Consider the following 19,935-nt stretch of genomic DNA (forward strand, 5'->3'; position numbering starts at 1 on the left):
CATGATGCTATAGCAAAACAGCTACGGACGGAACTGGTCGCGGTAGTCCGCGACGAACTGGGCCAGCGTCCGTGGCTCGCGGCCGAGCAGAGCTGCGACCGCGTCCGTTATCCGCGCGGTCAGCCCGAACCGAGTGGCCTGATACTCTGCGAGCATGAACAGGATGAATCCTGCAGATAGCCCGCGGTCGCGCATCCGACGGGCAACGGCGCGACGTGATGGATTCGGACACGTTATTTCGCGGTCGAGTTCAGCACTGAACACCGTTGCCGCCTCCTCGAAGTTGAGTGCCGTCGGTCCGGTGAGTGTCACTGCCGGCCGGTCCAGCCGACGCTCGCCGGTAAGTAGTCTGGCCGCGACCACCCCCACGTCGCGCGCGTCAACGAAGCCGAGTCGGCCCTCCCCTGCCGGGACGAACAGCTCACCCCTCTCGCGTATCTCCGGGCTGTGGATGCCGCTGAGGTTCTGCATGAAGTACGCCGCCCGAAGCGCGGCGGTCTCGGCGTCGAGTCGTTCGAGGTGGCGCTCGATGCGCCGGTGTGGGAGCACGGGGAGTTTGTCGGCACCGAGCACGGACAGAAAGACGAGTCGCTCGACGCCGGTCCGAACCGCTGCGTCGGCGAAGTCCGTGACGCGACCCGGCGTGACGCCCGGCGGAAACATGAGGAAGACGGCTTCGACGCCGTCGAGTGCGTCCCCCCACGTCTCCGGCTTCGTGTAGTCGAAGGTGACGGTCTCGACGCTTAGGCTGGTCGCCGTCGGGTCCCGAACGCCTGCTCGGACCGGCAACTCGGTCGGGTTGAGTTCCGTGACGACGGCGGACCCGACGGTTCCGGTCGCGCCCGTCACGAGCACCGTCACCGGTCGCTTACCTTCGGGAGTTCGTGCAGGTAGTCGTCGCCCTCGGCGCAGTCGAGCATAAACGCGGCCACGTTCGCCCGGGTGGCTGCGTCTCGGAGTCCGAGTTCGAGGTCGGCCCATGGTCAATGTTACCGGTGTACGCACCGTCGGTGAGTCGGGGCGCGCGGACGACGGTCCAGTCGGTGTCGCTGGCCTTCACGTGGTCGACGTGGCTCTCGGCGTCGGCCAGCACCTCCGTCGCAACGAGCTTCAGCAGCCCCCCCATCACCCGCCCGCCGAAACTCACCGACTCGCCCGGCTCCCGGACGCCGTCCCCGACCAGCGTGATGAATCGCTCAACGCCGGCGTCGGCCATCGCTTCGAGGATGTGGTCGCCCGCCGCGGTGAGCAGGTCGTCCGGACTCTCCTTCCCCTGCCCGAGGACGCTCACCACGGCGTCGGCTCCGGCAACCGCCTCCCCGACGTTGGTTCCTCCGTAGGCGTCACCGGTCACGACCGTCAGCCGGTCGTCCTCGTGGGTGATATCCGCCGGGTCGCGTGCGAACCCCGTCACCTCGTGACCGCGGTCGAGTGCCTGTGCCACCAGCGGCTCTCCTGTTCGTCCCGTCGCGCGAACACTGCGAGTTTCATACCACACTACTGGCGGCGAGAGAACATATACTCCTAACTTCGAAGTGTAGGAGTAATGGCGCTGTCGCACCGGCTCGCGGGCCACAAGCTTCAGGAGTGGTCGACGACACGTCGCGGTATGGACACACAGGACCGCGAGCGCGCGCAGAAGTGCCGGGCGTCGCTGTCGGCGGGCGAACGCGAACGGGTCGAACAGCGGGTCTCGTCGTTGCTCGACTTACTCGGGAAGGCTCACACGATGGCGCTGTTGCGCGAGTTCGCCTTCGCCGACGCGCCGCTGCGATTCTCTGATATCGAAACCCGTCTCGATATCTCACCGGACACGCTCTCACAGCGGCTGAGCGAACTGGTCGAGCGCGGACTGCTCGACCGGCAGTCGTACGACGAGATACCGCCACGCGTGGAGTATCGCCCCACCGACCGCGCCGAGGCGCTGTTCCCCGCCTTCGGCCACTTCCACCAGTGGGCGATGGAGTACGAACTCGACTACGAAAACTGAAGTCGATTCAGGTCGGCTCACTCGCCTGTTTTTTCCGGGTGGCAGCTCAAAGAGGCCTGATGACAGCGACCAGCGGACTCGCCATCGACGCGCGCGGCGTCGAGGTGACCTACGGCGACGGAACCGAGGCCGTCCGTGGCGTTGACCTCCAGATACCCGAAGGGGAGTTCTTCGGCTTTCTCGGAGCCAACGGCGCGGGCAAGACGACGACAATCAAGACGCTGGTGACGCTGTTGACGCCGACGGCCGGCAGCGTCACCGTCAACGGCTACGACACCCTGACCGAGGGGCGGTCCGTCCGCCAGTCGGTCGGTTACATGGCACAGGAGACGGCAATCGACACCGACCTCACCGCCCGCGAGAACATCAAGTTCGCCTGCGAGGCGTACGGTGTCACCGGCAGCGAACGCGAGGAACGAATCGACAGCCTGCTCGACTTGGTCGACCTCGCCGACGTTGCTGACAAGACCGCGGACGGCTTCTCCGGCGGGATGAAGAAACGACTCGACGCCGCGACCGCCCTCGTGCACGAGCCGCCGCTCGTCTTTCTCGACGAGCCGACGACCGGGCTGGACCCGAAGGCGCGAAACCGCCTGTGGGAGTATTTCCAGCGCATCAACGACCGCGGGACGACCGTCTTCCTGACGACGCAGTATCTGGAGGAAGCGGATTACCTGTGTGACCGGCTCTCGCTCATCCTCGACGGGCAGATTGTCGAGACCGGCTCGCCCGACGAACTGAAATCCCGCGTCGGCGGTGAACGGCTCGATATCGACCTCGCCGACGAGACCGACACCGACCGCGCGCTCGATATCGCACGGGAGTTTTTCGCGGCCGACGCCACCGTCGAGCGAACCGACGACGGGGTGGCTGTCACGGCCCGCACCGCCCGCGAGCGCGGGCCGGACCTGCTCGTCGCACTGCGCGACGGTGACGTGGCCGTCACCGGCTTCAACGTTCGCGCTCCATCGCTCGATGACGTGTTCCTCGCCGTCACCGACGACGAGGACGGGCTCACGGAGGCGGCTCAATGAGCAACGGCTTCCTGTGGGACGTGTGGGTGAACTTCAAGCGCTGGAATCTGAAGGCGGTGCGCAATCCGTTCGTGCTCGTCGTCTCGCTCGCCCAGCCGATTATCTTCCTCGTCCTGTTCACGCAGGTGTTCGGCGGGGTGGCGACGGGCGCAATCAACCGCGGCGGCGGCAGTATCACCTATGAGACGTATCTCGTGCCGGCCATCGCGATTCAGGTGGCACTCGCCGCGGCCGTCACCTCCGGTATCGGCTTGGTCGAGGATATCGAGGAGGGTATCTTCGAGAAGATTCTCGCCAGTCCCATGCACCGCGGCGGTGTCTTCCTCGGGAAGGCGACCGCCGAACTGCTGCGCATCGCCGTGCAGATCGGTATCATCCTCGTGCTCGGAACCCTGCTTGGGGCCTCAATCGCCGGCGGTATCCCGAGTGCCCTCGCCATCATCGGTATCGGCGTCGTCTTCTCGCTGTGGTTCATGGGGCTGTCGAACGTGATTGCGCTCGTCACCCGCGATCAGGAGTCGACCATCATCGCCTCCAACGTGATGCAGTTTCCCCTCCTCTTCTTGTCGACCGGGTTTCTTCCCCTCGACGCGCTGCCGGGATGGGTTCAGACCGTCGCGAAGTACAACCCCGTCACCTACGGCATCGACGCCGCGCGGGCGGTGATGCTCGGTCGCGACACAATGACCGTCATCGAGGTGACGCAGTTCACCGGCGTCTGGAACACGCTCGTTCCCGCACTCGCCATCCTAACCGTTCTCGACCTCGCGTTCGGGGCCGCCGCCGTCTATCTCATCGGGCGGGCGTCGAGCTCCTCGGTGTCGTAGCCCCCAACGCTCATTGCTCGCTCCCGCGAAATCATCACGAGAATGACTGGTGTCTACGCGGCGAAACTCGGCGACGAGACCGACCGGCTCCACGAGCGCGTGCGCGACCGGTACGCGCTCGATTCCACCGACGACCGCGTCTGGGTTGGCCGCGGCGAGATGGATATTACCCGTGGCACGCTCGTTCTCCCCGGACTGTACGTGATGCCGCGCTGGAATCTGCTGTTTCCCGAACGGGGCGAAGCGGTTCCGTTCACCGTGACGACGGCCGGCATCGAGGTGGCGGGTCGGGAGGCGCTCATCACCCAGCGCGCGTTCATTTTCGACTCGAAGCGTCGGCGATTCGACTCGCTGACCGTCTACGATGCGTCGCGCGACCGCCTGTTCGATTTCCTCGGGAGAGACGGCCACATCGTGAGCGAACTCCACCCCCGCGTCGCGGACGGTGAACTCATCGTGGAGGGGGGCAAGCAGTGGCTCCGTGCCGGCGGCCGGTATCTCCCGCTCGCCGGCCCGATGGCCGCCACCGTCGAGGTACGCGACAGATTCCTCCCCGACGAGGACCGCTTTCGGGTGCGGGCAGAGGTGTCGAACCCACTCGCCGGCGAGATCCTCGGCTACACCGGGCGATTCACGCAGACGACGGACGCGAGCGCCGAGCCCGTCGAGCCGTGTGCGAGGCCGACGACGCTGCCGCCGTGAACCGTCTCGACGCGAGTGTCGCTGTCGGTGGACTCGTCGGCTGGCGACTGGCTCCGCCCGCGGCGAGCGAAACACGTTAGCCGGTGGACGGGTACTGCCGGTATGCGCATCGAGAACAGCTTCATCCCCGTCAGCGGCGTCGGGGAGACCACGGAGCGGAATCTCTGGGCCGCGGGCGTCACCAACTGGGACAGCTTCGACCCGAGCCACGTCGGTCCGACGACCGGCGAGCGGATCGAGGCGTTCATCGACACCGCCCGCGACCGCCTCGACCGTGAGGACAGCCGCTTTTTCGGCGAGCGATTCCCGTCGAGTGAACTGTGGCGCTGTTATGAGAACTTCCGTGATGACACCGTCTTCTTCGATATCGAGACGACCGGGCTTTCGCCCGGGCGCGACGACGTGACGACCGTCTCCTTCCACCGCGACGGCGACACCACGACCCTCGTCCGCGGCGACGACCTCACCGCCGGGAACCTCCGCGAGCAGTTGGACGGCTCCCTGCTCGTCACGTTCAACGGGGTCTCCTTCGACGTGCCCTTCCTCGAGGAGTCGTTCGACCTCGACATCGACACGCCCCACATCGACGCGATGTACGCCGCGAAGAAGGTGGGCCTGTCCGGCGGGCTGAAGGCCATCGAACCGGAGGTGGGAATCGAGCGCGACCGCCCAGACATCTCCGGGCGCGACGCCGTCCGACTGTGGCGCGAACACGAGCGCGGCAAGGACGGCTCGCTGGAGACACTCGTCTCCTACAACCGCGAGGACACGGTCAATCTGAAGACCCTACTCGATGAGGTCACCGACCGCCTCCACGACCAGACCTTCGTCGAATGAGCGCGGAGTGGCGACTGCTCCGCGAGCAGACCCTGCCGGGCGGGGAGGCGATGGCGTACGACGAGACCGCCGCCCGGACCGCCGCGGCGGGTGGTCCCCGGACCGTTCGGCTGTATCAGTGGCAACCCAGTACGCTCTCGCTCGGCTACCGACAGGCTCCCGAGAGCGTCGACTGGGACGCCTGCGAACGGGCCGGAATCGACGTGATTCGGCGCAACACCGGCGGCGGCGGCATCTACCACGACACCCACGGCGACATCTCCTACTCGATTATCGCCCCCGCCGACGAGGTTCCGGGCGACCTGATGGAGACGTACGAGCGGTTCTGTCAGCCCCTCTTTTCCGCCTTCGATGCGCTCGGTATCGACGCACACTTTGCCGACGAGGAGCAGCCGGCCATCCACGAGCCGGCCTGTTATCTCCGCGCGCTCCACCCGGCCCACGATATCGTCGCCGGCGACGGCCGGAAGCTGTCGGGCAACGCCCAGTATCGCCGGAAGGACGCGGTCATCCAACACGGCTCGATCTCCTTCCGGAGTGACCCGGAGCGCCACCTGCGGTGTTTTGCCGAGGATGTGTCGCCCACCGAGTTCGAGGGCCGGGTGACGAGCATTGAGGAGCTTCGCCCGGAGCTGTCGCGGTCGGACGTGGTGGCGGCGCTGGAGGAGGCGCTCGCCGAGTGGGCCGGTGCCGAGACGGGGGAGTGGTCGGACGACGAGGTGGCGTTTGCCGAACGGCGCGCCCGGGAGAAGTACGGGTCCGAGGCGTGGACGCGACACCGCGACGACCCCACGACCTAGGTTTTTGCTATCGTTTGAGTGTGTTTCTCGCTGATTTTGGCTACGTTGGTGAGCACGGCTTGAAATCCCCGGGCGTATCGTCTGGTGATTGCTCTGTTGTGAATAGCCGGAACGCCCCTTTCAGTCCACCCACGGCAACAGCCCACACGCCTCCCCAGCCGACTCGTTCGTTCCACTCACTCGTCCACTGTCAGAGCAAGCGCTGACAAACCGTCGCTCGGTGCCCTCGCGACGACCTCGCGACGACGGGCGCGCACGAGGCGCGCCGGCTCACGCCACCGCACTGCGTTGCTTGATCGGGCAACCGAGGCGGTGGCCTACCGCACCGCTCGCTGTGCGAGCGTGTGCGGTCCGGGGGAGGGTTGGCGCGGTCCGTCGCGCCCTCGTGGCGCGACTTGACCGCCAGCGGTCGCGGTATCGTTTCCCCGGTGCCAAGCAACGAGAGCGGTGTCGGTGTTGCTGAAGCTGAGTCCACCAGCACAGTGCCCTCCCCGAAGCCAAACAACGACAACAAAGTCGAAACCGGACACACCACCAGAGCCGGCCAAATAAGACCACTTTTCATGTCCGACACCCGACCACGACCATGAGCGCAGACGACATCCGAATCGGGGCACACACCTCAATCGCGAAGAGCGCGGGTCCGTACGACGGGCCGGCGAACGCCGTCCACCAGCAGGTCGACTACGGCGGCAACTGCGGGCAAATCTTCTCCCACTCGCCGCAGGTGTGGCAGTCGCCGGACGTCGACGACGAAGCCGCGACGCAGTTTCGCGACCTCGCGGAGGAAAACGACGTGCGCCCGTGGGTCATCCACAGTTCCTATCTCGTCAACCTCTGTACGCCGAAAGACGACCTCCGCCGGAAATCACTGGAGTCGATGCAGGAGGAGGTCGACGTGGCCGACCGCCTCGGAATCCCGTACGTGAACGTCCACCTCGGGGCACACACCGGCGCGGGCGTAGAGGGTGGCCTGGCGAACGCCGGCTCCGTGCTCGATGACCTCGACGTGCCCGAGAGCGTGACGGTGCTCATCGAGTCCGACGCGGGGTCGGGCACCAAACTCGGCGGGCAGTTCGAGCATCTCGCGACCGTCGCCGACGAGACGAGCGAGCCCATCGAGTTCTGTCTCGACACCGCCCACGTCTTCGCCGCGGGATACGACCTCTCGACCGCGGAAGGCGTCGAGGCGACGTTCGCCGAGTTCGACGACGTCGTCGGACTCGACCGGCTCTCGTACGTCCACCTCAACGACTCGAAACACGCCTGTGGCACCAACAAGGACGAACACGCCCACATCGGCGAGGGCGAAATCGGCGTCGAGGGGATGCGCGCGTTCATCAACACCGCCGCCGACCTCGGCGTGCCGATGGCGCTCGAAACGCCGACGGAAGACGGGAAATCGTTCCCGTGGAACATCGAGCGAGTCCGCGAACTGCACCAGGCGTGAACGGACGGGTCAGCGGACCGTCTCAGAAGCAAACCGAGAGGTCGACCCTTTTGAGGCTGGCTCCCGAGTTGACCGTATGGAGAAAGTCTCCGTGGCAGACGTTGAGTCGGGCGGGATGGGAGCGGCAGACCGGCGCGGCCTGACCGACGCCCTCGACGCGACCGGACTCGCTATCAATCACTACTCCGTCGAACCGGGCGAGGGGCTGTCCGGCGGGCTTCACACCCACATGGATCAAGAGGAAATCTTCTACGTCGTCGAGGGCGAGGTGACGTTCACCGTCGGCTACGACGGCGGCGAGTCGGTCGTGCTCGACGGCGAAGAGGCCATCCGATTTGCCCCCGGCGAGTACCAGACCAGCGAGAACACCGGCGACGGCGAGGCAGCGGTCATCGCGCTCGGCGCGCCCCGCGAGAGCGGCGACGTGCGACTCCCGCAGCCGTGCCCCGATGGCGACAGCGACAACATGCAGATGCAGTTTGGCGACGACGGGATGGTGCTCGTCTGTCCCGAGTGTGGCACGGAACTCGACGCGTAGAGCCGACGCCGTTTTTTTCAACCGTATCGAACCCGCGGTGTGCGCCGCTTCTCCGCCGAGTATCTCGACCGCACGCGCGAGGGGATGTGGGCCGACCGGACCACCCTCGAACCCCTCCGACTCGCCAGCCGCAGCTCCGTGCTCGACGTTGGCTGCGGGACGGGCGAACTTGCGGCGGCTCTCGGAAACGAAACGGACGCCCGCATCGTCGGGGCAGACCGCGACCCGGACCTGTTAGCGTATCTCCCGCCAGACGTACAGGGCGTGCGCGCCGACGCTTACCGACTCCCCTTCCCGGACGACAGCTTCGACATCGTCGTCTGTCAGGCGCTGCTCATCAATCTCCCCGACCCCGAGCGCGCACTCGCTGAGCTTTCCCGCGTCGCAAGCGAGTCGGTCGCGGCCGTCGAACCCGACAACAGCGCCGTCACAGTCGAATCGACAGTCGCGAGCGAGTCGCGGCTGGCGGGCGAGGCGCGCAACCGCTACATCGCCGGCGTCGACACCGACGTAACGCTCGGGAGTCGGCTCGCCGAGCTGTTCGAGCAGGCAGGACTCACGAACGTCCAGACGGCCCGTCGCGACCAGACCCAGACGGTCGCACCGCCGTACTCGGAAGCGGACCTCGAAGCCGTGGGTCGGAAGGCGCGCGGTGACGCGATTCACACGCAACGAGGTGACCTCGCGGGTGATGCCGACGCCCTCGACCGACTGCGCGCGGCGTGGCGCGAGATGGGCCGTGAAGCCCTCGAACAGACACAGGCCGGCGAGTACGAACGTCGGGAGACGGTTCCGTTCCACGTCGCCGTCGGCGACGTATAAAGATGTGAACAGAAACCGGTTTCTGCGGGAAGCTAACTGTCTGGCCCCACGAGGATGGGTATGGACCCCCGTATCCGCGAGCACGCCGAGGTGCTCGTCGACCACAGTACCGAAATCCAGCAGGGCGACAACGTTCTCATCCGCGGTCAGCCGGCCGCCGAGGACCTTGTCGTCGCCGTCAACGAACTGTGTGCTGAACGCGGCGCCACCACCTCCGTCTCGATGGGCTCGTCCCGCGCGAGTCGCGCCTACATGCGCGCCGTCGACGAGGAGGACATCGAACTCAATGAGATGGCGCTGGCCGAAATCGAGGCCGCAGACGCGATGATTTCCATCCGGGGTCAACAGAACATGTCCGAACAGAGCGACGTGCCTCCGGAGACCCGACAAAAGCAGTCGGCCGAGAACAAGCCAATCCAGCAGGAGTATCTCGAGAAGCGGTGGAACGGGACGCAGTTCCCGACGCCGTCGGGCGCACAGAAGGCCGAGATGTCCACGGAAGCATACGAGGAGTTCGTCTGGAGCGCCGTCAACAAAGATTGGGACGCCGTCGAGGAGTACCAGTCGCAGTTGGTCGACATCTTGGAGGACGCCGACGAGGTGCACATCAAGTCCGGCGAGACGACGGACGTGCGCATGTCCATCGAGGGCAACATCGTGAAAAACGACTGCGGGAAGCACAACATGCCGGGCGGTGAGGTGTTCACCGCGCCCATCGCCGACAGCGTCGAGGGCGAGGTGCTGTTCGACAAGCCGGTGATGGTCCACGGCCGCGAGGTGCTCGGTGCCCGACTCGTCTTCGAAGATGGCGAGGTCGTCGAACACGACGCCGAGAAGAACGAGGAGATGCTCACGTCGCTGCTCGAAACCGACGAGGGAGCCAAACGCCTTGGTGAACTCGGTATCGGGATGAACCGCGATATCGACGAGTTCACCTACAACATGCTGTTCGACGAGAAGATGGGCGACACCGTCCACATGGCCATCGGAATGGCCTACGAGGACACCGTCAGCGAGGAAAACGAGCGCAACGACTCGGCCGTCCACACCGACATGATCGTCGACATGAGCGAGGACTCGTTCATCGAGGTCGACGGCGAGCGCATCCAGACGGACGGGACGTTCGTGTTTGAGGAGAGCGACGCCGAGTAACACGAGGCGTCGAAACGACGCGGGAGCGAGCGCCGCAAGCGACACGCGGAGTAGTTCAGCCGAACGAAGTGAGGCTGAACAGAAACGACGCGGGAGCGAGCAGCGCGAGCGACACGCGGAGTAGTCCAAACGAGCGAAGTGAGTTTGGACACGAACGAGCGGGAGCGACCCCCTACACCACGTCGCTCTCGATTGTTCGCCCGTCCGTATCGAACGTCTCAATTGCGTCGGCCGCGGCCTCTGTATCGGCGTCGTCGTCCACCATTGCGAGCGCCTGCTCCAGCGTGGCGAAGACGAACTCGTTGTCGCGAAGCTTTTCGAGTGCAGACGCACTGACCGTCCCGCCGTCGCCCTCGTCGGCCCACAGCAGGGCGGCCCGCGGGTCCAGCGGGAGCGTGTCGTCCCCGTCGTCGAACTTTCCGAGACGCTTGGGGACGGCGCGCTCAAAGCCGGTGTTCGAGACCGTCACGCGAATCGGGAGGTCGTCGGTGTCGGGTAGTAGATGCGCGACGAGACAGGCGGCGGGGTCGACGTAGCCCGAGTCGTCGGCGCGAAGCCGGTCTGGATGCTCCTCGGCCCACTCCGCGCGGACGCTCTTGCCGACGCCCGCGACGCCGTGGCGTTCCTCGAACTCGGCTTCGCGTTCGGGGCTGTCCTTGAACAGCAGGTCCTTGGTGAGGTAGATATCGACGCGCGGGACGGGGTCGAGTCCGACGACGATGTCGCCGGCGACCCAGATCTCGCGCAGCGGCACGGGTAGGGGGTCACTCGCGCGGTCGAGCATGCGCTCGATGGTCGCGACGGCCCGCTCGCGGTCGATGCCGGCGGTCACGTCTGTCATACCCGGAGGTAGGCGGTGTCGGACAAACCGCTTGCGCCCGAGGATACAAGCGACGACCCGCCGTGGCCCGGATATGCGCACCGCGACCTTCGGCGACGGCGACGACCTCGGCAACCCGGTCGTCTCGCTGGCGATGCGGCTACCGATTGCGACGCCGATTCTGCCCGCGGGCATCGAGAAGGCGGAACTGGGCGAGCTAACGACGGACGAGCGCTACGCCGAGAATCCGAGCCGAGCCGCGCCGACGTTCCTGCGGGAGGCGTCTTGTGCCCAACAACGGCTGCTGCCGTTTGACGCCGAGCGCGCGAGCGTGTTCTACTCGCCGACCGACGGGGTCTCAGCGCGGGCGAAATCGAGGAGCGCGTCCCCGAATCCCATCGGGTCGCCTACGACGGCGGGCACGAACTGTTCGCCTCGCGGTGTCGCGGCGAACACATCGAGACAGTGCGGGCGGCCCTCGAATCCGGGCCGGACGCGCTGGGGAGTGAGCGAAAGCCGTAATCGGTTCGCGACGAATCCTGCGTATGGACTGCGATAAGTGCGGGACGGACGCGGTCACGCATCTCGCCTACTCTGGCTTGCATCTCTGCGAGGGGTGTTTCACCCAGTCGGTCGAGAAGCGCGTCCGCAAGCGCATCCGCGAGGACGGAGTTGTCCCCGACGACGCCACGCCCGAGGACCCGGACACGTGGGTCATCGGTCTCTCCGGCGGGAAAGACAGCGTCGTCCTCACGAAGATTCTCCACGACACCTTCGAGCAGGACCCGCGTATCGAACTCATCGGGCTGACGATCCACGAAGGCATCGAGGGGTACCGCGACGAGAGCGTCGACGCCTGTGTCGAACTCGCCGACGACCTCGAGCTTCGCCACGAACTCGTCACCTACGAAGAGGAGTTCGGGGTCCAGATGGACGACGTGGCCGAAGAGGACCCCGAGGGAATGGCTCCCTGCGCGTACTGTGGCGTGTTCCGCCGGGACATCCTCGAACGGTACGCTGACGAACTGGGCGCGGACAAGCTGCTGACGGGCCATAACCTCGACGACGAGGCCCAGACTGCCCTGATGAACTTCCTCGAAGGGAACCCCCGCCAGATTGCGAAACACTTCGACGCCTCCCTGGGCGGCTTCGACGACCGCGAGACCCAGGAGACGTTCGTCCCGCGAGCGAAGCCGCTGCGCGACGTACCGGAGAAAGAAGTCGCGCTCTACGCGCACGTCGAGAATCTGCCCGCCCACATCACCGAGTGTCCACACGCGAGCGAGGCGTATCGCGGTGAGATTCAGGAACTCCTGTTGAAGCTCGAATCGAATCACCCGGGAACGCGCCACTCCATCATGGCCGGCTACGAACAGCTCGCCGAGAGCGCGGCCGACTCGCTGCGCGACGGCGTCGACGACCTCGGGGAGTGTGACCGCTGTGGCGCGCCGACCGACCGCGACGTGTGTCGCAAGTGCTACCTGGTCGAGGCGGTTGACGGCGAGGTTCCCGCGCGGTAGCGTCTGCCCTGTGGCTGCCGCGCGTCATACGCGTGTCTGCCACGTGTAATACGCGACTTGTCTGTTCTGACTCACCAACTATGTCAGAATAAATACGCGCACAGTTACTGCTCAAAACGCAAGACAGCACCGCAAAAAGTCAGATACGATATCTGATTTATCGGATAACGTCGAGACCGTTGTTCGTCTCGGTCGGGGACTCGCCGCCGTCCGTGTGACCGGTACCGAACTCCGAGCCGGACGACTCCGTCGCCCGCGAGATGTCGGAGTCGACCTTGTTGATACCGTCCACATCGGCGTCGATGGCCTCGCGCGAGGCGTCGGCCTGCTTTTGCGTCGACGGGCCGAGAATCTGGGCCGACTGAACGCCCGTCATGATGGCCATGACGCGCACCTTCCCCTTGTACTCGTCCTCGATGCGCGCGCCCCAGATGACGTTCGCGTTGGCTTCGAGTCGCTCGGTGATGTTCTGAGCGATTCCCTCGGCCTCTTTGAGCGTGAGGTCCGGACCGCCGGTGATGTGGACGAGCCCGCCCGTCGCGCCGCGATAATCCACGTCGAGCAGCGGGTGGTTCATCGCGTCTTTCACCACTTCCTGCGTCTTGTTCTTATCCTGCGTCTCGCCGACGAGCATGACCGCGACCCCGCCTTGTCCCATGATAGAGGTCATGTCGGCGTAGTCGAGGTTGATGAGCGACGGCTGGGTGATGGTCTCCGAGATGCCCTTCACCGTCTCGGCGATGATCTGGTCCATCACCGAGAACGCCTTCCCGATGGGAAGGTTCGGCACGTAATCCAGCAGACGGTTGTTGTCGAGGACGATAATGGAGTCCGCCTCGTTGCGGAGCTTCTCTAGTCCTTCCTCGGCTTTCACCGTGCGGGCGCGCTCGACGTTGAACGGCGTCGAGACCATCCCGACGACGATAGCGCCCTGCTCTTTGGCGATTTTCGAGACGACCGGCGCAGCACCGGTCCCGGTTCCGCCACCCATGCCCGCGGTGACGAAGACGAGGTCCGCGTCGCCGAGGACCTCCTTAATCGTGCCCTGTGCCATCTCCGTGGCGCGGGCACCGACCGACGGCTCACCACCGGCACCGAGTCCCTCGGTGAGAGACTTGCCGACCAGAATCTTGGTGTCGGCTTCGATCATCTGCAGGTGCTGTTTGTCGGTGTTGATAGCGATAGTGTCGGCACCGTTGACGCCGATGTTGTACAGTCGGTTGACGGTGTTGTTGCCCGCGCCACCACAGCCGATGATGGCGATTCGCGGGTCGCCGAAGCCGTCGACGTCGTTGCCCGCCTCCGAGAGGTCGCGGTTTTCTGCCTCTGCGTTCTCCAACGCGGAGTTGACGAGGTCTTGCATCAGACCTTCGCCCACGGGCGCGTCTCGTCCTCGTGGTCTTCCTGTTCATTCAGCATCTCACGGACGGCCGAGCGAATCGCTTCGCTGCGATTCGGGAACTCTCCCGTATCGACCATCTGTTCGACGCCGGCGATCTGCTGTTCCGGAATTCGTAGTGTCACACGCTCCATTGTTGTATTCCCTGAGTAAGACGGCGTGCGGTGCACACCCGCAACACGTTTACAGCCCGGAAACGCCCGACAGCGCTGGGGTACGTCCGACCCCGCCCGTTCTGTAAGACGACCGTCTTACGCAACCGTATGCACAGACTGTGGGGTTATAAATGTTTGCATGGTGCGTAAGACAAGAATAGGGAATCGGCGTATACGGCGACGAAACGCGCGATTACGGTGTCTTACGAGTCGTTCAACACGTCTGCGGCGGTCGTCCGACGGCCGCAGGCGGGACAGAACGCCCAGTCCGAGCGGAGTTCGTCGCCACACTCACAGAACACGCGGTGGGTGGCTTTCTCTCCACAGTTGGCGCAGTAAACGGCAGACGGCGGCAGTTCGTCGCCACACTGTTTGCACGTCTCCGGCTCCGATTCCGGCGCGTTTGCGTCCGGCGCGTCCTCTGTCTTACGCGTCTCACCGTCCGTCGACGCGTCGGCCTCGACGGCGTTTGCAGCCCCTTCGAGCGTGATATTGACGTTTACGTCCTGTGGAGAGCGTCGGACGCCACCGAGCCGTTCCTCGATGAGCGTATCGATGCGGTCTGCGAGCATCGCGTCGACCGTCCCCGACTCCGGGGTCGGCTCCGTATCCGACGTTCCGGGCTCGTCGAGATACTCGCGCAGCGCCTCGCGCATCACCTCGCTCTTCGAGGCGTCGAACTCGTCGAGCTGTCGGACGAGTTCGTCGTCCGCCCGGAACGTTATCTTACTCATCAGTCGTCTCTGCTTGTGTGGCGCGGTATTTCAATCTTCCCGCGTGTCTGACAGCCGTCTCACCTCCGTCTGTCAACCGTCATCCGGCGTCCGATGATAACGGTTAAGTCCGACACCCGACTGGATTCTGGTACGCCCGCCCTTAGCTCAGACTGGTAGAGCAGTCGACTGTAGATCGACTTGTCCCCCGTTCAAATCGGGGAGGGCGGACTTCTCCGCCGAACGATTCAGAGCCGAGAGGAGTTGCGCAGTCGTGCGATTCCATCTCGACGTGTTTGGGTTCAACAGGTCACCTGACTCGGGTTACCGCCGTCGTGCGTTCGCGTATAGCCGAACGTATTGGGGAACCTAGAAACTTTCGGCCCGAAGTCACGTACTGCTGTCATTCCGGTTCACAAGCCTTGCGCGGCGTATTTTTTATACAGCGCGTTGAACTCGGTGCCATAGAAAGAGGCCACCCCGACTCCGAAAATACCCCTGCTCTGCAACCAGCCATATGCGACCAAGGTGGATTCGAGCCTGAATATCCGCCAGATGTGCTATATGGGAAATACCCCGTGAAGACCGCCCGATTGTCATAGGATAGAATGAGGAAGTATGAAACGAGTCTCAACGCAGAGTGGCACGTATCGAGTGATGGACAGACGAGAAGACACAGGTGGTGGTTGGTGATGACCACATCCGCTATTATCCACTTCGACGGAGGTGCCCGTCCACCAGATAACGGTCGGGGTGCTATCGGGTACATCGTCAAGATAGACAACTCAACCGAGGAGAAGGGAAGCGAACGGATTGGGACGGCAACCTGCAACGAAGCCGAGTATCAGGCACTCATCCGAGGGCTGGAGACGGCTTCAGAGATGGGGTGTACCGACGTTGAGGTGAAGGGCGACTCGCAGTTAATCGTCCGCCAAGTCAACGGTGAGTGGAAGACGAGAGAGCCTCATCTTCGTGAACTCCGCGACCGCGCACAGGGGTTGGCTGACGGGTTCGAGAAGTTTGAGATACAGCACGTCTCACGAGAGGAAAACGGAGAGGCCGATGAGTTGGTGGAGGAAGCCTTCGCAAACTGAATTAATCTGCTCGTTAAATATAGAGGCTGGATTCAGCAACGTGTTTCGGCGGCTTTTTTGAGTCCACCGTGAGTGAAACTGTATATGACAGACGAAATATCCCTCGATGGCCGGACGCTTGTTGGTGTTGCAAATACTGACGCTGGTGAAGTGAGTGGGGATACCCGCTTTGAGTTTGAGCAAGAGGGCGACCGGATTTACGCACACTACTCCGGTGGTGATATCGTCGATGGGCATCTCGTTGGAACGTTCGATGGCAGTGAGTGGGATATTAGGTACACGCAAATCAATTCGGAGCACGAAACTGCGAGTGGGCACTCCATAGGGACCGTCAAACTGCTTGATGACGGCCGTGTTCGTGTCGAAGACGAATGGGATTGGGAATCACAAGAGGGAAGTGGTGAGTCAATACTTGAAGAGGTTGCCTGAAGCAAGCCTCTGGTGTGAAGTACGCGGGCTGTCTTCAGCACGGCTCTCGATATATGATAGACCGTTTAGATACTTTCTCGGTGTCTACCTCCGTGACACTTACCCGATTGTCATAGGGTGGAATGAGGAGAGTGACCAGAGGAGTGACCGCCGGAATGACACAGGAGGTGTGTGATGACCACACCCTTCTGAACCTCCACTTCACAGGTACTCTCCCTCGAAGGTATCGCCTCGATACGCTTTCCCTATGGTCATCTCACCGTATGTCTGATTCCCTCGATACTCGTCCCACTTCGGTCGCATCCGACCAGAGGCTCGGAAGCACTCATCTATCAACTGCTCATCGCCCTTACACCAGAAGTAGAGGTGCTTGACGAAGGCCATATCAGCCCGTGAGGTGTCTCCACTGTAGCCAGCATCACTCCCATCCCATAGTCGGAGGATCGCGTCTCCATCAACCGAGGTGCGACTGCTTGCTCCGTACTCTCGGATGGTTCGGCGCACCTGTTCGGGAGTTGCATCAACGTCACCTCCACCGAACTCCTGTTCGCTCATAGGCTTCTGGTCGCCTCCTGTGTCGGGTTGGTCATCGACAGGGAGATACTCCTCCTGTGTGGTTCGAGCGACTGAGGAGCGGCTCTCGACCGATGTATGGCCGTCGTACACGTCTCCCGTGAGGACGAAGTACCGACTCTCGTCGTACACTTCTAGGTGGTCACCCTCGGACAAGTCACCGCGATGCTTGCGGTCGTCCGAGTGGTTGGCTTCTGCGATGACGTGCAACCCTGTGCCCGAACTCGATACCTCGGTGTAGGAGTCGAGCCGTTGCACGATGGTTCGAGCCTCCTTGGTGAACTCACCGTTGCGCTTCACGTCGTCTAAGTCGAAGCCGACGAAGGGGTCATCCTCGGTGAAGCAGAAGGCTACCTGTCCACCGATCCGGTGAGCCTCTGCCTGTGCCTCGGCGAAGGTGAGCAGGTTCTCCGAGTGTTGCCACTTGCTCGATGGAGTGACCGGCTCCTTGTCCTGTGTCACGAGCCAGCAGTCGCGCTGTTTCAACCGGCTCGGGAAATCATCACCACCTGTGTTCTCTCGGCTGTCCTGCTGGAAGGTGAAGGTCGTCACTGTACTTCACCTCCGTACTTACCCCAGACGTACTCGACCAAGTTCTCGCCATCTACACCGAGCATCTCCTCGGCTTCATCCACCAGATAGGAGTCCTTCGCCATCTCCACATCATCGTACTTGCAGAGGGTGGCAAACCCGAGTGCGGCTCCGTCGATGCCCTCGTAGTAGCGGCTGAAACCCTGAAGTGACTCCTGCATCACCCTCTGGACAGCCCACCCTTTGATGGGTTCCTTGACTTCTGCTTGCGAGAGGATGACGTGCGCTCGACAGAACTTGAAGACGTCTTCCTGTCGGACCTTCTGCCCATCCCACCCCTCGCTGTACCCGTTGGCCCGTCGTTCGGCGGGATGCTGGCGACCGTGTTGCAGGAGGAACAACACTTCGTATCGCTCCTGCTCGTCAGCGTCTTTCGCCCACAGCGTCGTGCGGGCGCTCGTACAAGGTGGATAACTCGGTCGGTGAGACACCCACACCTTGTCATTCTGGATGTCACTCCACGACTTCGAGCCACTGTCGAGTCGCTCCTCTAACGCGAGCGGTTGCCCTCCATCGGTAACGGGTTCCGCTGTGTCTGTATCCACGCCCTTCTCGGACGCTTGGCTGTTCTCCTGATTGCCAGAGTCGTTGCTGTTGCGTTGCATTTTCTGTCACCTCACAAGCCAGAGTCGTCGCTCAAGAGCCGTCCTGAACAGTCTCACGACTGCCAGACCCACTGCTCAAACCACCGTCTACACGGACACCCTCAGCAGGAGAAGTGGCTACTCAGCGAGCGATACGTTTCTGACTTCCTTACATTACTATACGGGAGATTATCACTTAAAGGTGGCGGCGAGTTTTTTCGCCATTTTATGGACATAGAGGCCCCATTAGCCTGCCTTTCTAGACGAACGTGGGTACCATATCACTTTTAAATCCTACTGTGTTATCTCTGCTGTCTGTCATTCTAAGAGGAGTGGTCTACCACTCCTTTCACTCCTCCATATGTAACCTATGACAATCGGGCGGTCACACCGAGTCGAGGTACTCTCTCCGTTGCTCCATCTTCTCCTCCTCGGTCATCTTGTTGTAGTGCCTGTCGAGAATGTCGGGCGAGACATCTGCCCTGTCAGAGACGACCTGCTTCGGCACGTCGTTCTTCAGGAGATGAGTTAGGCTCCCCTTCCGCAAGCAGTGGGGACTCCGTGATTGCTCGCACTTGCTGGCGTAGGAGTAGGGGTACTGTTCGGCACAACAGCAGGACTCCCCGTGGTAGCAGGGTCGGGTGATGTGGTACACGAGGGCACGGATGTTGCTCTGGCTCACACGCCCTTGCTTAGTAGTAATGAGCGGCTCTCGTCCGTTGTCGTCAGTTACGTCGGGACGAGTGTGGGTTATCCAATCGCTCAGGACTTCACAGGTACGTTCTGGCAAGGCGATGGTTCGCTCTGCCCTCTTGCCATTCTTGAGAGACGTTCCTTCGTCGGGACGATGCCGTATTGCGAGTGCTTGCTCCTCCGAGCGGAAGTCTTCGAGATCGAGCGAGTGTAGGGTACCCATCCGTATCGAGGTCGCCCAGAACATCTCGAAGAGGACGTGCTTTCGAGAGGCGTACTCGAACCGTTCGAGATACTCCCGAATCTTCCCTGCCCGCTCTCCGTCCAGCATCTCGTCCTTCACGTCTTCGTTGGCATCGAGGGTCGGAAGCAGAATCTCCTCGTGGGTGCCTGACTCGACAGCGTCGATGCTCTCACAGAATCGCACGAAGGCTCGGAGCGTCGAGAGTTGGGTCCGAAGCGACACAGGGTTGAGGTCGCCGTCGTCCTTCCGCCAGAGTCGGTAATCGTACAGCCTGCGACCGGTGAGGCCGTTGAGGTTGGTGAGGTTCTCCTGTCCACACCAGCGCACGAAGTGCTTGAGACGGTATCTGTGAGCCTGTACGGTTCTCTCAGAAGCGTCGTCTTCCCGTTGTGCGAGGTAGAGGTCTACCGCTTTCTGTGGTGCGATGGGTTCGAGGTTTTGGGTCATCGGTTGTCATCTCCGCGAACCCACGACGTCGGTCGGGGAAGCCGAGCAGATTGCCCGATGCCACCCTGTTATCGCGCCGCAGTCCCCCGTTCAAATCGGGGAGGGCGGACTACTTCTCACGCCGTATCAGGGCATCCGACAGTTCCCACGCTGTCGTGCGATTTCGGCGGTTGCTCGACCTCGGAAAATCGTGAGTGGAACGAGGAGACGAACGGTGTCCGTCGCCGTCGGGCGATTTCCGTAGCTGAAACTTGTCTCCCGTCTTCTTGACCGCCCCGTTGGTCGCCGACTCGTCTTGACTGCCGTCTGGTTTGACACACGTTTTAAATTGGGATGGGTTCCACAGTACAGTGTGACAGCCCGGGTGATCTGCCTCGGTCAGGCGTACGACGGGGCGGTTGGGGACGCGCTGTCGGCTGCCGGCTACACGGTGGAGACAGTCGCGACGCCGGCGGATGCCCGCGAGCGGCTGCCCGGTGCAGCCGCGCTCGTCGTCGGGCCGGCAATCTCACCCGAGGAGA

General features: G+C 63.2%; 23 protein-coding genes and 1 tRNA gene. 15 read left to right on the top strand and 9 right to left on the bottom strand.

Annotation, left to right across the window (positions count from 1 at the left end; translation table 11 throughout):
• Positions 1-21: 21 nt before the first annotated feature.
• The gene (locus tag DMP03_RS05070; RefSeq protein WP_152119626.1) at positions 22-861 is read right to left on the bottom strand and encodes an NmrA family NAD(P)-binding protein; all 840 of its coding nucleotides are present in this window, start codon (positions 859-861) and stop codon (positions 22-24) included.
• A gap of 7 nt (positions 862-868) precedes the next feature.
• Positions 869-1,444, bottom strand: coding sequence for an NAD(P)-dependent oxidoreductase (locus DMP03_RS05075; RefSeq protein WP_235908517.1), 576 nt, complete (start codon positions 1,442-1,444; stop codon positions 869-871).
• A gap of 102 nt (positions 1,445-1,546) precedes the next feature.
• Here DMP03_RS05075 and DMP03_RS05080 point away from each other — a divergent pair, with 102 nt between their 5' ends.
• The 10 genes from DMP03_RS05080 to DMP03_RS05125 all read left to right on the top strand — a co-directional run bounded on the left by DMP03_RS05080 (position 1,547) and on the right by DMP03_RS05125 (position 10,152).
• Positions 1,547-1,990, top strand: coding sequence for a winged helix-turn-helix transcriptional regulator (locus DMP03_RS05080; RefSeq protein WP_152119627.1), 444 nt, complete (start codon positions 1,547-1,549; stop codon positions 1,988-1,990).
• Positions 1,991-2,049: 59 nt separating this feature from the next.
• Positions 2,050-3,024 (top strand): ABC transporter ATP-binding protein, encoded by a 975-nt coding sequence (locus DMP03_RS05085; protein ID WP_152119628.1) that lies wholly within the window; start codon positions 2,050-2,052, stop codon positions 3,022-3,024.
• The gene (locus DMP03_RS05090; RefSeq protein ID WP_152119629.1) at positions 3,021-3,851 is read left to right on the top strand and encodes an ABC transporter permease; all 831 of its coding nucleotides are present in this window, start codon (positions 3,021-3,023) and stop codon (positions 3,849-3,851) included. The genes DMP03_RS05085 and DMP03_RS05090 overlap by 4 nt, the downstream gene beginning before the upstream one ends.
• A gap of 42 nt (positions 3,852-3,893) precedes the next feature.
• A complete protein-coding gene (locus DMP03_RS05095) occupies positions 3,894-4,553 on the top strand; it encodes a DUF4166 domain-containing protein (protein WP_152119630.1) in 660 nt (219 codons plus the stop codon).
• Positions 4,554-4,655: 102 nt separating this feature from the next.
• A complete protein-coding gene (locus DMP03_RS05100; RefSeq protein ID WP_152119631.1) occupies positions 4,656-5,390 on the top strand; it encodes a ribonuclease H-like domain-containing protein in 735 nt (244 codons plus the stop codon).
• Positions 5,387-6,190, top strand: coding sequence for a lipoate--protein ligase family protein (locus DMP03_RS05105; protein WP_152119632.1), 804 nt, complete (start codon positions 5,387-5,389; stop codon positions 6,188-6,190). Before DMP03_RS05100 ends, DMP03_RS05105 begins: the two co-directional genes overlap by 4 nt.
• 586 nt (positions 6,191-6,776) lie before the next feature.
• A complete protein-coding gene (locus DMP03_RS05110; RefSeq protein WP_152119633.1) occupies positions 6,777-7,640 on the top strand; it encodes a deoxyribonuclease IV in 864 nt (287 codons plus the stop codon).
• Between the two features lie 76 nt (positions 7,641-7,716).
• Positions 7,717-8,178, top strand: coding sequence for a cupin domain-containing protein (locus DMP03_RS05115; protein ID WP_152119634.1), 462 nt, complete (start codon positions 7,717-7,719; stop codon positions 8,176-8,178).
• A gap of 39 nt (positions 8,179-8,217) precedes the next feature.
• The gene (locus tag DMP03_RS05120) at positions 8,218-9,000 is read left to right on the top strand and encodes a methyltransferase domain-containing protein (RefSeq protein WP_152119635.1); all 783 of its coding nucleotides are present in this window, start codon (positions 8,218-8,220) and stop codon (positions 8,998-9,000) included.
• A gap of 60 nt (positions 9,001-9,060) precedes the next feature.
• Complete coding sequence (locus DMP03_RS05125; protein ID WP_152119636.1) at positions 9,061-10,152, top strand: aminopeptidase; 1,092 nt, start codon at positions 9,061-9,063, stop codon at positions 10,150-10,152.
• Between the two features lie 172 nt (positions 10,153-10,324).
• On the opposite strand, the gene DMP03_RS05130 is transcribed toward DMP03_RS05125, so the two are convergent.
• Positions 10,325-10,993 carry a DUF7095 family protein gene (locus tag DMP03_RS05130; RefSeq protein WP_152119637.1) on the bottom strand — a complete coding sequence of 223 codons (669 nt, stop codon included), beginning with the start codon at positions 10,991-10,993 and terminating at the stop codon, positions 10,325-10,327.
• 73 nt (positions 10,994-11,066) lie between these two features.
• Between DMP03_RS05130 and DMP03_RS05135 the strand changes: the two genes are divergently transcribed.
• Positions 11,067-11,531 carry a hypothetical protein gene (locus DMP03_RS05135; RefSeq protein WP_152119638.1) on the top strand — a complete coding sequence of 155 codons (465 nt, stop codon included), beginning with the start codon at positions 11,067-11,069 and terminating at the stop codon, positions 11,529-11,531.
• On the top strand, positions 11,518-12,492 hold the full coding sequence (gene ncsA, locus DMP03_RS05140) for a tRNA 2-thiolation protein NcsA (protein ID WP_152119639.1): 975 nt from the start codon (positions 11,518-11,520) through the stop codon (positions 12,490-12,492). The genes DMP03_RS05135 and ncsA overlap by 14 nt, the downstream gene beginning before the upstream one ends.
• 157 nt (positions 12,493-12,649) lie before the next feature.
• Here ncsA and ftsZ read toward each other — a convergent pair whose 3' ends face one another.
• The 3 genes from ftsZ to DMP03_RS05155 form a co-directional block, all read right to left on the bottom strand.
• Positions 12,650-13,855 (bottom strand): cell division protein FtsZ, encoded by a 1,206-nt coding sequence (gene ftsZ, locus DMP03_RS05145; RefSeq protein WP_152119640.1) that lies wholly within the window; start codon positions 13,853-13,855, stop codon positions 12,650-12,652.
• Entirely contained in the window at positions 13,855-14,025 is a 171-nt protein-coding gene (locus DMP03_RS05150; protein WP_075937829.1) for a ribbon-helix-helix domain-containing protein, read from the bottom strand. Before DMP03_RS05150 ends, ftsZ begins: the two co-directional genes overlap by 1 nt.
• A 224-nt stretch (positions 14,026-14,249) precedes the next feature.
• Positions 14,250-14,780: a double zinc ribbon domain-containing protein gene (locus DMP03_RS05155; protein ID WP_152119641.1), complete on the bottom strand. Its 531-nt coding sequence runs from the start codon at positions 14,778-14,780 to the stop codon at positions 14,250-14,252.
• 136 nt (positions 14,781-14,916) lie between these two features.
• Between DMP03_RS05155 and DMP03_RS05160 the strand changes: the two genes are divergently transcribed.
• From DMP03_RS05160 to DMP03_RS05170, 3 genes are all read left to right on the top strand, one after another.
• Positions 14,917-14,990 (top strand) — tRNA-Tyr (locus DMP03_RS05160).
• 461 nt (positions 14,991-15,451) lie between these two features.
• Complete coding sequence (locus tag DMP03_RS05165) at positions 15,452-15,853, top strand: ribonuclease HI family protein (protein WP_172967079.1); 402 nt, start codon at positions 15,452-15,454, stop codon at positions 15,851-15,853.
• Between the two features lie 84 nt (positions 15,854-15,937).
• Complete coding sequence (locus tag DMP03_RS05170; RefSeq protein WP_152119643.1) at positions 15,938-16,282, top strand: hypothetical protein; 345 nt, start codon at positions 15,938-15,940, stop codon at positions 16,280-16,282.
• Positions 16,283-16,483: 201 nt separating this feature from the next.
• Here the strand turns inward: DMP03_RS05170 and DMP03_RS05175 are convergent, their stop codons facing one another.
• The 3 genes from DMP03_RS05175 to DMP03_RS05185 form a co-directional block, all read right to left on the bottom strand.
• Complete coding sequence (locus DMP03_RS05175) at positions 16,484-17,407, bottom strand: phage NrS-1 polymerase family protein (protein ID WP_152119644.1); 924 nt, start codon at positions 17,405-17,407, stop codon at positions 16,484-16,486.
• Positions 17,404-18,051, bottom strand: coding sequence for a hypothetical protein (locus DMP03_RS05180; protein WP_152119645.1), 648 nt, complete (start codon positions 18,049-18,051; stop codon positions 17,404-17,406). The genes DMP03_RS05175 and DMP03_RS05180 overlap by 4 nt, the downstream gene beginning before the upstream one ends.
• A gap of 364 nt (positions 18,052-18,415) precedes the next feature.
• The gene (locus tag DMP03_RS05185) at positions 18,416-19,414 is read right to left on the bottom strand and encodes a tyrosine-type recombinase/integrase (RefSeq protein ID WP_152119646.1); all 999 of its coding nucleotides are present in this window, start codon (positions 19,412-19,414) and stop codon (positions 18,416-18,418) included.
• Positions 19,415-19,935: the final 521 nt, after the last annotated feature.

The organism is Halosegnis rubeus (assembly GCF_009184545.1).
GTDB lineage: Archaea > Halobacteriota > Halobacteria > Halobacteriales > Haloarculaceae > Halosegnis > Halosegnis rubeus.